General features: G+C 37.2%; 17 protein-coding genes. 5 read left to right on the forward strand and 12 right to left on the reverse strand.

The features are described from left to right. Positions 1-44: 44 nt before the first annotated feature. From ACRPLY_RS16545 to pgsB, 5 genes are read right to left on the reverse strand one after another with little or no spacing between them, the layout of a single operon-like run. Positions 45-248 carry a CapE family protein gene (locus ACRPLY_RS16545; RefSeq protein WP_014461308.1) on the reverse strand — a complete coding sequence of 68 codons (204 nt, stop codon included), beginning with the start codon at positions 246-248 and terminating at the stop codon, positions 45-47. Positions 249-268: 20 nt separating this feature from the next. Further along, positions 269-1,831: a gamma-glutamyltransferase family protein gene (locus ACRPLY_RS16550; RefSeq protein ID WP_034269812.1), complete on the reverse strand. Its 1,563-nt coding sequence runs from the start codon at positions 1,829-1,831 to the stop codon at positions 269-271. A gap of 29 nt (positions 1,832-1,860) precedes the next feature. Continuing rightward, a complete protein-coding gene (locus ACRPLY_RS16555) occupies positions 1,861-3,057 on the reverse strand; it encodes a CapA family protein (protein WP_028412240.1) in 1,197 nt (398 codons plus the stop codon). 40 nt (positions 3,058-3,097) lie between these two features. Next, positions 3,098-3,547 (reverse strand): poly-gamma-glutamate biosynthesis protein PgsC, encoded by a 450-nt coding sequence (gene pgsC, locus ACRPLY_RS16560; RefSeq protein ID WP_013055707.1) that lies wholly within the window; start codon positions 3,545-3,547, stop codon positions 3,098-3,100. A 16-nt stretch (positions 3,548-3,563) separates the two neighbouring features. Beyond that, positions 3,564-4,745, reverse strand: a complete 1,182-nt coding sequence (pgsB, locus tag ACRPLY_RS16565; RefSeq protein ID WP_432232034.1) for a poly-gamma-glutamate synthase PgsB — start codon at positions 4,743-4,745, stop codon at positions 3,564-3,566. Positions 4,746-5,653: 908 nt separating this feature from the next. Between pgsB and ACRPLY_RS16570 the strand changes: the two genes are divergently transcribed. The 5 genes from ACRPLY_RS16570 (at position 5,654) to ACRPLY_RS16590 (ending at position 7,929) form a co-directional block, all read left to right on the forward strand. Then, on the forward strand, positions 5,654-6,307 hold the full coding sequence (locus ACRPLY_RS16570; RefSeq protein WP_049163091.1) for a hypothetical protein: 654 nt from the start codon (positions 5,654-5,656) through the stop codon (positions 6,305-6,307). An 84-nt stretch (positions 6,308-6,391) separates the two neighbouring features. Further along, complete coding sequence (locus ACRPLY_RS16575; protein WP_014461312.1) at positions 6,392-6,982, forward strand: TetR/AcrR family transcriptional regulator; 591 nt, start codon at positions 6,392-6,394, stop codon at positions 6,980-6,982. A gap of 42 nt (positions 6,983-7,024) precedes the next feature. Continuing rightward, complete coding sequence (gene sugE, locus ACRPLY_RS16580) at positions 7,025-7,366, forward strand: quaternary ammonium compound efflux SMR transporter SugE (RefSeq protein ID WP_028412237.1); 342 nt, start codon at positions 7,025-7,027, stop codon at positions 7,364-7,366. 1 nt (position 7,367) lies between these two features. Further along, positions 7,368-7,682 carry a DMT family transporter gene (locus ACRPLY_RS16585; protein WP_033578200.1) on the forward strand — a complete coding sequence of 105 codons (315 nt, stop codon included), beginning with the start codon at positions 7,368-7,370 and terminating at the stop codon, positions 7,680-7,682. A 73-nt stretch (positions 7,683-7,755) separates the two neighbouring features. Continuing rightward, positions 7,756-7,929 (forward strand): twin-arginine translocase TatA/TatE family subunit, encoded by a 174-nt coding sequence (locus ACRPLY_RS16590; protein WP_013055701.1) that lies wholly within the window; start codon positions 7,756-7,758, stop codon positions 7,927-7,929. Between the two features lie 28 nt (positions 7,930-7,957). Here ACRPLY_RS16590 and ACRPLY_RS16595 read toward each other — a convergent pair whose 3' ends face one another. From ACRPLY_RS16595 to ACRPLY_RS16625, 7 genes are all read right to left on the reverse strand, one after another. After that, complete coding sequence (locus tag ACRPLY_RS16595; RefSeq protein WP_432232035.1) at positions 7,958-9,490, reverse strand: diguanylate cyclase domain-containing protein; 1,533 nt, start codon at positions 9,488-9,490, stop codon at positions 7,958-7,960. Positions 9,491-9,865: 375 nt separating this feature from the next. Then, entirely contained in the window at positions 9,866-10,093 is a 228-nt protein-coding gene (locus ACRPLY_RS16600; RefSeq protein WP_014461317.1) for a helix-turn-helix domain-containing protein, read from the reverse strand. A 4-nt stretch (positions 10,094-10,097) separates the two neighbouring features. Beyond that, positions 10,098-10,244, reverse strand: a complete 147-nt coding sequence (locus ACRPLY_RS16605; protein WP_013055696.1) for a YvrJ family protein — start codon at positions 10,242-10,244, stop codon at positions 10,098-10,100. Next, a complete protein-coding gene (locus ACRPLY_RS16610) occupies positions 10,237-10,848 on the reverse strand; it encodes a sigma-70 family RNA polymerase sigma factor (RefSeq protein WP_048020133.1) in 612 nt (203 codons plus the stop codon). The genes ACRPLY_RS16605 and ACRPLY_RS16610 overlap by 8 nt, the downstream gene beginning before the upstream one ends. Positions 10,849-11,091: 243 nt before the next feature. Then, positions 11,092-11,226: a hypothetical protein gene (locus tag ACRPLY_RS16615; protein WP_255293446.1), complete on the reverse strand. Its 135-nt coding sequence runs from the start codon at positions 11,224-11,226 to the stop codon at positions 11,092-11,094. A 148-nt stretch (positions 11,227-11,374) separates the two neighbouring features. Continuing rightward, positions 11,375-11,818 (reverse strand): TlpA family protein disulfide reductase, encoded by a 444-nt coding sequence (locus tag ACRPLY_RS16620; RefSeq protein ID WP_013055693.1) that lies wholly within the window; start codon positions 11,816-11,818, stop codon positions 11,375-11,377. 116 nt (positions 11,819-11,934) lie between these two features. Further along, positions 11,935-12,477, reverse strand: coding sequence for a peroxiredoxin (locus ACRPLY_RS16625; RefSeq protein ID WP_014461319.1), 543 nt, complete (start codon positions 12,475-12,477; stop codon positions 11,935-11,937). Positions 12,478-12,782: the final 305 nt, after the last annotated feature.

Genomic DNA, 12,782 nt, shown 5'->3' on the forward strand with positions numbered 1-12,782 from the left:
AAAGACATCGCCCCGGACGATGCCTTTTTATTACTATATATGTTTTATTTCCCAGAAGCTGCTGCAGCATCATTTACTGCATCTGTAGCAGCAGATTTTGTTTGTTCAATCATTTTTACGTTATTTTCGATTTTTTGCTGTTCATCCGTTGAAAGAGTAGCCGGATGTTTTAAAGCTCCAAGTCCTGCTACTACTCCTGCTACAATAGCAATTGGTCCTACAATCCCTACGATACGTTTTGCGATCATTTTCTATTCCTCCAATTAAATTAGTCTGTACTTTTTTCCCATAAACCGTGGCGGCGCGGATCAGCGTCACCTTGAATTTGATTTTTCTTTAAGTCTTTCACAAGAGCTTGAACGCCTCCGTAAAACATCGCGTTATCATTGTTTTTCAAGTCATAGCCGTACGTTTTTAAACCATCTTTAGTTGACTGTTTAAGCTTAGCTTCTGAATAAAACTTATGAGAATCAAAAATCACACGCTTGTTTTCTACTGCCTTTTTAATGGAATCTTTGTCCTCAAAATAATCCCCAATTACTTGCGTTAACACTTGCGGAATACGATTTCCTCCCGGTGTGCCAATCGACATTACCCATTCATCACCTTCACGAATAATGGTAGGGGCTGTAAATGTTCTTGGACGCTTACCAGGTTCACGCTTGTTAATTCCTTGTCCAAACGTATTGAGCGTATTATTCAAAAAGAATCCATCTACATATTCACCGCTGCCGAAGAAATTACTCAGCGTATTCGTTGTGGATACAACGGTTCCGTCACCGTCCATCACAACAAAATGAGTGGTACTTTCATGTTCTTCGACGTCGCTTACTTTGGTGTGATCTGTTTCAGTATTATTTAATTTATTACGAAGTAAATGCACGTAGTGATCGTCGATCCAATCATTTGGCGTTTCTTTTATAAAAGCCGGATCGGCAATTTTCTTCAAGCGGTCTTGATAAGCTACTTTTGAAATTTGACCAAGAAAATGATAATAAAGACTAGGATGCGATTCCTTCAGCTTCCAAATATCTTCTTGATCCGTCATTTTTAACATTTGAATGAGCGTAGCACCAGCAAAAGGAGGAGGTGCTGAAATAATTTGATGACCTTTATAATTAGTTGATAGAGGTTTGCGCTCAACAGGCGCATACTTTCGCAAGTCTTTGTGACTTACTTTCGTTTCTTCTGTAATATCGTCTGCAATTTTCCCTCTATAAAAAGCATTTGGCCCTTCTTCCTTAATCTTTTGCAGCGTGTTCGCTAATTCATGCTGTTTGACAATTTCACCTGTGTTAATGGCGTCTTTATCTGGGTAAAAGCTAGGAATTTCATCTTCATTCACATTACCTTTGTATGAAACCAGCCTATCGTGCAAATCTTTGTCCACTTTGTACCCCTTCTCGGCATAGTTAATGGCCGGGTCGATTAGTTTGCTCATCGACAGAGATCCGTAGTGGTGCTGAATATAATCCATACCAGCGACGAACCCTGGTACGCCAATCTCATCTTCTTTATCATTCTTAGGTGCAATTTCTCGGTAGTCAATAAATGTTGGAGAGGCATCTGCTGGATCAATCAGCATTCCGCCGCCTCCCCCAAGTCCTGATCCGTACGGTTCCACAACACCAAGCGTGTAGGAAATGGCAATAGCTGCATCAACTGCTGTACCGCCTTGTTTAAGAATTTCCATACCTACTTTTGTGGCGCGAGGATCTGAAGTACTTACTGCATATTCTTGTTTTGGAAACATAAATTGATAAACACATACACCTACTATGAGTGAAAAGATGACAATGGAAACAATAATCGTATTACGTTTATTTATCATCTTTTACCTCCTCTGTGTATGACGGGCTATTAGTTAGCTTGTGCTTCTTTCTTTTTGCGCTCCTCTGCATGTTTTATAATGCGAGAATGATCTAAGTTTAATTCAAACTTGTTTCGTTCTTTTTCTAACAGTTCAGGGTTTGAAGAAAACTTGTTTAAATCGTTATAAATACGCTTCATGCGCCAAGGGTTATCTGTTGGAGTTGGTGTACCTGCTTTAATAACCATTGGAATAACATCAATTTTAGCTTGGCCCTGCTTGTTTAAATGATACTGAACCATCGCTGTATTTTTCGTACTTGACCACCCTTGGTCAAAGATAAAGTTTCCTAGGCTATAGAAAATAACCGAACCTTTATATACGTCATATGACTGTAGAACGTGCGGATGGTGACCGATGATAATGTCCGCACCAGCGTCTACCATCGCTTTTGCTAGTCCTTCTTGACGAGGACTTGGCTGTGCATCGTATTCTTCACCCCAGTGGGCATTTACTACAACTAAATCAGCATTTGCTTTCGCTTGCTGGATCGTGCTGAAAATAAGATCCGGATCTGCTTTTAAAATACCTGGGTTGTTTTTTCCAGCGGACATTCCGTCTGAATGTACATCCGTAAACCCTACGGTTGCAATGCGGATGCCGTCAGCATCTTTATATGAAATATGCTTTGCTTCTTCAGAGTTACGGCCAGCACCAACAAAATCTAATTTGTTTGCTTCAAAAGTAGAGATCGTATCTTCTAACCCTTTTGCACTGTAGTCCATTGAATGGTTGTTCGCTAAGTTTAATACGTCGAAACCTGCATTTTTAACGGTCGCTAGATCAGCAGGCTTACTATATAAATGAATACCTTTTTCCATTGCTTTATATGAATCTACGTCGTTTGTTAAAATCGGCGTTTCGTAGTTCCCGCTTACGTAATCCGAATTTTTAAAGAACGGCTCCACGTTGCGGAATACAAAATCTTCTCCGTAGCGTTCAGTTACTTCTCTTACATGGCGACCCATCATAATGTCTCCGACCATAGTCATCGTTAAATCATTATTGGCCTCTGGATTAGCCGTCTCAGGGTTTTCAAGAGCGTCCGAACGCTCCATCCATCCTGAAAGAGCTAAAATTACGATTAAAATTGGCGTTAAGATAAGAGCTTGCTTGCCCGTTGTAGGCTTTGTTTTCTTTATAAACATCAATACTTTTTCTTGAAAGTTTAATTTTTTCTCTTTCAACGCTTTCACCTTCCTTTACCAGCTGCGGTTTGTTTGTGTATTAAAATAAATAATAAACTTGCATAATTCCAAATGTTACACCACTTAATAAAACCGTTGTTCCAACTGTTAAAGGAAGACCTTGCTTTTGCATTGTATTTGCAATTAAGCCCGGTACAATGATACCAATTCCGCGTAATTCAAACACTTCAAACGGCAAGATCGGGAAGAAATAATCAAATGCAACTTTAATCACAATACCCGTAATTAACATCGCTGTAAATTTGCGACGTCCATATAAAATAACTACTTTTGAGATTCCGTACACGACGATAACATACGTTAAAATACTAATTAAGAAAATCATTAAAATGGTAATTGGCTGATCAAATACAAGAGCTAAATACCCCGGTACGATAAGACCGGCTGGCAATACGCCCGTTTTTTCTGTAAAAATTAAGCTTAGTGTAACCCCTAACACAAGGGCAATATATAAATCTGATCCGAACATGAAATGGCCTCCTAGATTAAACTGCTTTTCTCATCTTTTTCATTTCAATAATAGCTTCAACAAGCGGCTCGGCTGAACCGTGGATATTTCCGACACCGTATACGATACGATCTTTTAAATAAGGCTTCATGCGATCTAAAATTTCTTCTGTAGAAGCGCCTTCCATATCCCAGAATTCTTTTGTTGGCAATTCGCCTCTTTGGTGTGCAGCAGCGATTGGTGAGGTCGTCTGACCAATTGCAATCATTACATCCGCTTCAATGTATGGCATTACATCTTCAGCAAATTGCTCCGTGCGATCTACACGGTCCGGACGGCAGTTCATAATGACAATAGGAAGCTTTTCACTATAATTCATTGAATCTACACGTTCCCAAATACGAAGCGTGGAAGAAGCGTCGTTGGCAGCAAATCCATTCACTAAAAATGCTGGATTTTTTTCATCGCCAAACGTTGTAATTCTCATAGCTCCTGGGTCAGGCTGGGCATTTAACATTCCTCTCATCGCTGTTTCAGCATCGATGCCAAGTGCTTCTGCTACTGCTAAACCGATGGAAGCATTATCAGGGAAAACCATATAATCAAATTCACGTAAATACGCTTCAGATACTTTATCATTGTCAGCTACAATAACCTTTGTGTTGCGCTCTGCAGCTATTTTTTTATAGTATTCCAAATATGGACCTTCAATTGTAACAAGGTGGCCATCATAAGGAATAGTAGCAGTGAACGCTTGAGCAACTTCATCTAGAGTTGGACCCATTACATCCATGTGATCTTCTAGTACGTTTACAATAACGCCTACCTTGGCTTGAATCAGCTGATTTTGGAATGTGATTTGATAATCAGGCTGTACCGCCATACATTCACAAATAAGAGCTTCCGCGCCAATATCGGCAACTTCATTTACCACTCGTCGCTGTTCTCCAATGTTCGGACCTTCTTTACGACGAATAATTGGTTCTTCTTCACTTGTATGCCAGTAGATCATACGCGCTTGTGTTCCTGTCGTTTTCCCTACTGTTTTGTAACCTGCTTCTTTTACAATACCTGTAATCAATCGTGTAACGGTGGATTTTCCGCGAATACCATTAACATTCACTCGTACAGGAATTGAATGCAGCTTGCGTAAATGTCTGCGATACTCCCAAACGCCATACCCTACTAAAAATAGGCAGCATAGGATAATTAAGATCATGTTTCATTCTTCTCCTTCCAAACTTCTCCTGTTGGATACGTTATGAATGCTTTTGATTCATAATGATAGATATACGATTTCATAGTTTCACTCCCTTTATATATGTATGGGAGCTAATCAATTAACAGCGCTAGCATGCTGCTAAAACACCTGCTTTGAAAAATGGACTCGAGTACCAATTTCAACAGCTCTAAAACTATCATCTGCGCTCATTAGTGGTCAATAGCTCAAATGTTATATATTCTTACAATTCCGATTGTCTATTTACAGAATTAAAAACTCATCGTTTTATTTAAAATTTACAGAATAGGTCTAAAGTTTAATTACCTAGAAAAATCCCATCGATACCTTTTTTTACCATAATAACAGGAATATTTTATACATCACTCTTACAATTAACACACGGAAATATTACGTAATTAAAAATTTCTTAACTTTAGAAAACGTTTTGTAATATAAAGGTGGAATAAAAAATATTTTATCCCATTAATTCCTTTTTATGGATATACCAATTGAATTTGTCTAACAACCGTACTTGTGAGGATGATAGATAGATATAAAAGTAAGAAAAATACATTTATTTATCATTTTCTGCTTACATTTAACTTACTTAAATAGAAAGGACATTAAATATTTTTTTCTAATTTTATAAGCATTTAGACTCCATATGTACCTAGTTCTTTTGTTGTTATTTTATAGATTTCCTTTATTTAATAATCAATTCAGTAAATCTAAATCTCTTGACTATGGCCTCTTTCCCTATTTTTATTTCAATATTTTCTGAATCTTTCTACCGATAAAGGCATCTTTTGTCCGTTAAGATTGCCTAGAAAAATGCATGATTCCTCACTTTTTTGGCATATGATGTTATCATAAAAAGAAGAAGTATCATCAAAAGGAGGAAAAAAATGGTTGATACAATCCTTTATTTTCTATTTTCTTTTTGCTACATTGTCCTGTTTTTCTTTAGCATATATGTAGTACGAAAAAACACTTCGCCGTTTTACATGCTATTTCTTCCTTTAGTAATAGCTGGACTAATTTACGATAATGTAATGATTGGGATTGGTTCATTTATCGGTGAAGGCGATACTTTACGTTCACTCAGCATGCTTCGCTTTTGGTTTCACGCTTTATTTACCCCTACTTTGGTGCTCTTTGCGTATGGCGTAGCGAAATACTCGACGATTACATGGGCTAAAAAACCTGTTGCCGGCATTCTTTTTTTGCTGACTACGTTTGCCTTAATTAGCTATGAAATAATCGAGACGATTACTCAGCGTATGGAAGTTGTACGTGAATATGGCATTGTTCGCTATACATTAGTGGGATCATCCGGTCCCCCTCTTATGGTTCTTATTGTGGCGATTATTTTGCTTTTTGTTGGAATTTCTTTATTTCGCAAGACCAGGTGGAGCAGCATGATGATTGGAGTAGCCGTGATGATTATAGGAAGTGCCGTGTCAATTCCTATACCAAGCACAGCCGTAACAAATACGTTTGAGCTTATTTTTATCTTTTCTTTATTTTTAACTCAGCGTCATTTAGTAAAAATACATTAAAAAGAAGCGATTCCCTTGCTTCTTTTTTTTATATTTGATATCTTTTACCTAACGACCGTTAGTTAGATTGAGGAGGGGCTTTTTTTGAGTGAATTATCAACTGTAGAAAAAATTAGAGCTGCCGCAATGGAGCTCTTTGGAGAAAAAGGCTATACAGAAACATCGCTTGCTGATATCTCATCAAAAGTAGGCATAAAAAAACCTTCCCTGTACGCTCATTTTAAGAACAAAGACGACTTATTTTTACTAACCGTGCATGATTTAATGAATTTATTTTTAACAAAGTTATCTGTTATATACGAACAGCATAAAACAAAGTCTGCTAAAGAACAGCTTCACTGCTTTGTTGTAGATTTCTGCACGATGATTGAAAAAGATTCTTTTGGCCAGATGTACCGTCGTCTTATTTTGTTTCCACCTGAGCATTTGCAGTCGGAAGTAAAAGCTATTTTCTTAAGAAGCGAACGATTGTCTGATCAAATTCTGCATGCTATTTTTACACAGGGAATGGCTGAAGGCGAAATAATTGAACGTCCGATTGATTTGTATATCAATAGCTTTTATTGTTTAACCGACGGACTGTTCATTCAGCGCTTTTACTATGAACCAGAGTATTATGATCAAAAAATCCACGATGCTTGGACAATATTTTGGGAAGGCATACGCGCTAAATAGGCCCTGTAAAAAGGGCTTATTATTATGTAAGGAGGAATTAAAATGGCTTGGATTTACCTTATTATCGCTGGTTTGCTCGAGATTGTATGGGCAATCGGCTTAAAATATTCACACGGATTTACTGAATTAACTCCAACAATCATTACGATCGTCACAATTGTCATCAGCTTTTATTTCTTTTCAAATGCCTTAAAAAAAATTGCTGTGGGAACAGCTTATGCAGTGTTTACTGGTATAGGAGCTGCTGGTACAGCGATACTCGGTATGACCGTTTTAGACGAAGGCGTAAATATTGGAAAGATTTTATTTTTAGGATTAATGATTTTTGGAATTATCGGTTTAAAGTTAATTTCTACTGAAGAAACAGAAAGAGAGGAATCCTAACATGGCCTGGATTGCATTAATAGCTGCCGGTTTCTGCGAAGTGGGATTTGTGATTTTCTTAAAACTTTCGGATGGATTTAAGCGATTGCTTCCTTCAATTGGATTTATCCTTTTCGGTGCAGGAAGTTTTTATCTTCTCTCCTTAGCGTTAAAGGAAATACCTCTTGGAACAGCTTACGGTATATGGACGGGAGTAGGCGCTGCCGGAAGTGTACTTCTCGGCATGCTTTTCTTTCGCGAAGCAAAAGATATGCGTCGAATTCTATTTATTTTTTGTATTGTAGCAGGTGTAATTGGCCTTAAAATCACTGGATAAGGGTGTACTACTTCCCCTCTTTTCGTGCTATACTAAACTTGTAAACACTTTCAAAAAATAGGAGACGATGACAATGAACCTTGGGTTTGGAGAAATTGCCTTAATTGTATTTGTCGCTCTATTGCTTTTTGGTCCAAAGAAACTGCCGGAATTAGGAAAAGCTGCTGGAAAAACGTTAAAAGAGTTTAAAAACGCTACAAAAGGAATTATGGAAGAAGACGAAAAAGAAAAAGCCCCTCCTAAATAAGAGGCTTATATCTCTTTTAAAAGCTGACTCAAACGTTTGAGTCAGCTTCTTTGTGGTGAGAATATACTGAAATTCGATTTCGACCCGTACGCTTTGCTTCATATAAAGCCAGATCTGCTTGATGAACAATTGAAATGGGCCGTATGTTTTCGGATGGAACGACTGTCATTATTCCAACGCTGATAGTGACGCACTTAAACACTTCAGAAGCTTGATGGACAATTCCACGGCCCTCCACTTGCTGTCTAATAGCTTCTGCCATTTTTATCGCTTCATATTGATTAGCTCGAGGAAGCAATATACCAAACTCTTCTCCTCCGTATCTTGCGACAAAAACCGATTCGTCAAAGACAACGCTTTTAGCGATATTCGCTACTTCTTTTAAGCATTCGTCTCCTTGAATATGGCCATAGGTATCGTTATACGCTTTAAAATAATCAATATCAAATAAAAGAAAAGAAAGCGGCTCTTTTTCTTTCCGTGCGTATTCCCACTCGATTTCCAGCTGTTTATCAAGAGATCGGCGGTTGTTCAGACCCGTTAAGCCATCTTTCATGGACAGCATTTCAAGCTTTTTATTAGCTTTGAGAAGATCACACTCAGCCTTCTTTTTCTCCGTAATATCTCGATATTCCCAATAGTGGCCAATATACACATGACCTTCATAGATTGGAATGTAGTCACGCGCATAAATTTTACCGTTAATAAACGTAATTTCTTCATCTACTATTGACTCTTTTGAATAAACGGTGCTTTCTACCGTTTTTAAAAACCTAGCAGGATCTTTCAACATAGGAGCGTGAGATAAAAACAGCTGATTACTTTCCAGTCCAACGTATTGATTAGGAGGCCCGGGTATATCAAACATGTCACAAAAAGTTTGATTAATAACGGCTACTTCGCGCTTTGGCGTTTCAATCATGGTACCTGTCTTTGCATTTTGAACCATAACCGAAAACATTTTAGACAGTTTTTTATGCTGACTTGTCGTTACGCGAGATACATATATATATCTACCTGCTAGATACACTAAACATCCCCCTATAAAAGAAGCAGGGAGTAAATAGACGATAGTCGCAGCGGCGTGCTTCATATCTTTAAAAAGAAAGGACAATGAGAAAAATACGCAAAGCAAGCTAATAGAATTCATTAATTGAAAACGAATAAATGGACGATAAGGTAAGCGAACCGTCCACCCAGACAGTAAAGCCATTACGATAATTGTAGCAGCGCCTATTATTCCGCTTTCCGTAATTCCAAATAAAAGCAAACGCATTACTCCTATAATACAAGCTGCAATGATAGCCGGTATCATTCCTGCATAAAGACAAACAATTGTCACCGCTAAAAAGCGAAGGTCAAGAATAATAGTAGAATCTATTTTAATTGTATATATCATTAAAATGCTGCCTAATAGTCCATAAGAACATCCGTAATAAATTAAGCGATACATTTTATACCGTTTTATTCCTTCTACTCTATAAATGATTTGCTCTCGAACTATACTCGCAGCAAACAAGAAAGAAATAATTAACGTGATATTAAAGAGAAGTTGACTCACTTTATTCTTCACCTCTTTCCAAAAGCTAAAACAAAAACAATAGGCTTCTTAGCTTACATATTGTTTACAGCTGCTTTTTTATAACTAGTACTGTTTGATTTATCGAACAGTACTATCATTTTTTTCCTTCATTAAATAAAACTGTTCTACACTCTATTTGTTGCCGACCATCCTCACTATATAAAGAGTGTTTATCTTCCTTTTCTACAAGAAATTCTACTTGTTAGTATACTACTAAACTCTATGTGTACACATCACCTTTTACCTTTTTTAAAATATTTATCCATTTTCTGTTTTTTGAGTGTTCCACTGAAATGTAAGTAGTCGAACTGCGACAAAAATAAAAAAGAGCGTCGATAAAACGAGCGCTCTTTTTTATTTTTGATGTAAAAATTCCCAAAGACCTGGCGTTTGAGAAAAATCGAAGGTCTTAACAGCGGAAAGAATTTTAACCTTTAAATCTTGCTTTACGTCGTCTCTATCATGCAGTGAAAAGCTTTGAACAGCTTTATTTATTTTGGGTTCCAGTTTTTTCAATAAACGCCTTGATGCCTCTTCATCTCCAGCTTTCACTTTATTTACAAGTTCGTATAGAGTTTCCATTTCTTCACTTCTTTCTTAAGTCAGTTGTTAATTCTTCCACTTTTTCTTCAAGTCGCTTTATATTATTTTCTACACGCAGTAATAAATAAAAAGAAAGGACAGCGGGAAATCCTACGTTTCCAACAAGTTGAAGCCACTGAGGATCAAACATATCTATCACTCACCTTCATAATTTTTTTCAACTTGCTTAGCGCACGTTGATAATGATTAGAAACCGCTTGCTGAGAAATAGAAAAATAAGCAGCGATTTCTTTATGAGTCCAGCGTTCGACAATAATCAAGTGCAGCATACACTGCTGCTTGGCCGTTAATTGGCGAAATGCATGATGAAGAATACGATTTTCAAGTTGATTTCCTAAAAATTCATGCTCCCATACAGCCCCGTCCTGTACTCCTAGCATATCTTCAACTGTTCGATTTCCATCTAGCGCAGCCGGCTGCTGCAGGCGAAGAGGAATATATGAACGCTCTTTTTCTTTTACACGCATAACATCTCTGGAATAATGTCTGCAAAGCTTGTTAATATAATGAAGCAATCTAACTTCACTATAAAACTGATGAAATTCTTTGTTTAGAAGTCTTTGTTCTTTTGTATCATTTTTAACAACCGCTTTTTGTAATCGCTCATAGCGTTCTGGTGTCAAAAATGTATTCATTATATGAGTCTGAAGAGTTGCGCTGTGGTTTGTAAGAAATGTATGAAAGGTACATTCTTTGTCGTGCCGCTTTTCTTGCTGCGAATAGAGCTGAGTCATTGTGCAAATCTCCTCCTTTTTTTCTTATACTTATTAAAAAGGGAGAAAAGAGTAAAATAACAACACCAAAAACGAACGTTTGTTCTTATATAAATTTAACTATATTAGGTTTTTTATGTCAATATGATGAAATGCTCATTAATAATCAAAACGACTCAGTAAAAATAAAAAAAGAGATTGAGACATAACGAAATGGATCCAATCTAAAGACGAACAAATAGGATACATGAGCTGGACTGCTTATTACACCGCAGTTGATTTCCGTGCAAGACTTCGCTTTCCGCGGGCGGCCGCTGAGCCTCCTCGTCGCTGGCGCTCCTGCGGGGTCTCACCTGTTCCGCTTTTCCCGCAGGAGTCTTCGCCTTGCCCTCTAATCAACTGCTAGAAGGAACGAAACAGATGAAATCTACGTTCTGCATAACAAAAAAAACGAAACACTAATCAAACATGTTGATCAGTGTTTCGTTTTTCACTTCGGCTAAAATATTTTTATCCCGGCCCTTTTTATTTCTTCTTCATGTATAGATTATTCTTCTCCTAAAACGCGATTGATACGTTTGCGAAGCATTGGCATTCCATTTCCACCCGCTTGGAAATGACGAAGCTGACCTTCTTTATCAAATACATAATATGCTGGTACATATTTATTTTCAAAAGCGTCTGTTAACTTATGCTCACTGTCTACATAAATTGGCTGAGTAATATCGTGTCCCATTGCCATTGCCTCAATAACACCCATATCTAAGTCATCTTCCGAACGAGGCATATGAACCGCTACAACATTCAATTGATCATCATACTCATCACGAAGATCATTAACTTCAGGCATTGCTTCTTTACATAAATGGCAGCTTACTGACCAAAAGTGGATAAGCGTTGCTTTATCACCTACTAAATCTTCCTTTGTCACTTCGTCGTTAATCCAAGATGTTGCTCCAGTTAATTCAGGCATTTGTTCACGTAATTTCATGTTAAAATCCTCCTCATAAATAAAACTGAATATTCCTTCTTTTATAATTAGAAAACTATCTTTTCTATTTTAATGGCAGCAGTAGAGGAAGTTCTCCTCTACTCTACCGTTATTTATTAAAGTGTTTTTTGACCTGGTTTCCAGTTAGCTGGGCAAAGTCCGCCAGTTTGAAGTGCTTGAAGTACACGTAATGTTTCTTCTACGCTGCGGCCGATGTTGTTATGGTTTACAACTGCATATTGTAATTCACCTTCTGGATTAATAATGAATAATCCGCGAAGCGCTACGCCTTCTTCTTCAATTAATACGCCGTAATCACGTGCTACTGCATGAGTTGGATCTGCAGCTAATGGATAATTTAAATCTCCAAGCCCATTATCTTTACGATCTGTGTTAATCCAAGCTAAGTGAGTATGAATTGTATCTGTAGAAACACCTACCACTTCAGCATCTAGATCCTCAAACTCTTCGTAGTGATCTGATAGGGCTGTAATTTCTGTTGGACATACGAATGTAAAGTCCATTGGATAGAAGAACAATACTGTCCATTTACCGTTTTTCATATTTTCTTCTAAACTTACTTTTCCAAATTCCTTATTTGCAAGTACAGCTTCCATTTCGAAGCGTGGTGCTTGTTTTCCTACCATACGTTCTGCCATGTCAAAACCTCTCCTTGTACAATGTATTTAACAAGCCTATGCTTGTATGTATTATTTTTAATGCAATCAGCACTATTTACTATTTGATAACGATTATTAGTATCATTATAAACTAGTAATAACTATTGATTACATTCTTTATTATACACGAGCTATTATTATAGTCAATACTTTTTTATAATCATTTTAATCTAGGATTGATTATCGAATATTTCTCACTCTTTTTATTCTTTCCTTTGATTAATCCTATGTATGCAGGGATGAATGAACATAGAAGATACTAAAAAACTTCCCTTGTTTCAACA

The organism is Priestia sp. TGN 0903 (assembly GCF_050846855.1).
Taxonomy (GTDB): domain Bacteria; phylum Bacillota; class Bacilli; order Bacillales; family Bacillaceae_H; genus Priestia; species Priestia zanthoxyli.

Coding starts and splice junctions, on each gene's coding strand:
- sugE (WP_028412237.1), top strand. CDS start 7,025: ATGGCTTGGATTTACCTTATTATCGCTGGTTTGCTCGAGATTGTATGG.
- ACRPLY_RS16590 (WP_013055701.1), top strand. CDS start 7,756: ATGAACCTTGGGTTTGGAGAAATTGCCTTAATTGTATTTGTCGCTCTA.
- ACRPLY_RS16570 (WP_049163091.1), top strand. CDS start 5,654: ATGGTTGATACAATCCTTTATTTTCTATTTTCTTTTTGCTACATTGTC.
- ACRPLY_RS16600 (WP_014461317.1), bottom strand. CDS start 10,093: ATGGAAACTCTATACGAACTTGTAAATAAAGTGAAAGCTGGAGATGAA.
- ACRPLY_RS16550 (WP_034269812.1), bottom strand. CDS start 1,831: ATGATAAATAAACGTAATACGATTATTGTTTCCATTGTCATCTTTTCA.
- ACRPLY_RS16545 (WP_014461308.1), bottom strand. CDS start 248: ATGATCGCAAAACGTATCGTAGGGATTGTAGGACCAATTGCTATTGTA.
- ACRPLY_RS16620 (WP_013055693.1), bottom strand. CDS start 11,818: ATGAAATTACGTGAACAAATGCCTGAATTAACTGGAGCAACATCTTGG.
- ACRPLY_RS16605 (WP_013055696.1), bottom strand. CDS start 10,244: ATGTTTGATCCTCAGTGGCTTCAACTTGTTGGAAACGTAGGATTTCCC.
- pgsB (WP_432232034.1), bottom strand. CDS start 4,745: ATGATCTTAATTATCCTATGCTGCCTATTTTTAGTAGGGTATGGCGTT.
- pgsC (WP_013055707.1), bottom strand. CDS start 3,547: ATGTTCGGATCAGATTTATATATTGCCCTTGTGTTAGGGGTTACACTA.
- ACRPLY_RS16625 (WP_014461319.1), bottom strand. CDS start 12,477: ATGGCAGAACGTATGGTAGGAAAACAAGCACCACGCTTCGAAATGGAA.
- ACRPLY_RS16610 (WP_048020133.1), bottom strand. CDS start 10,848: ATGACTCAGCTCTATTCGCAGCAAGAAAAGCGGCACGACAAAGAATGT.
- ACRPLY_RS16585 (WP_033578200.1), top strand. CDS start 7,368: ATGGCCTGGATTGCATTAATAGCTGCCGGTTTCTGCGAAGTGGGATTT.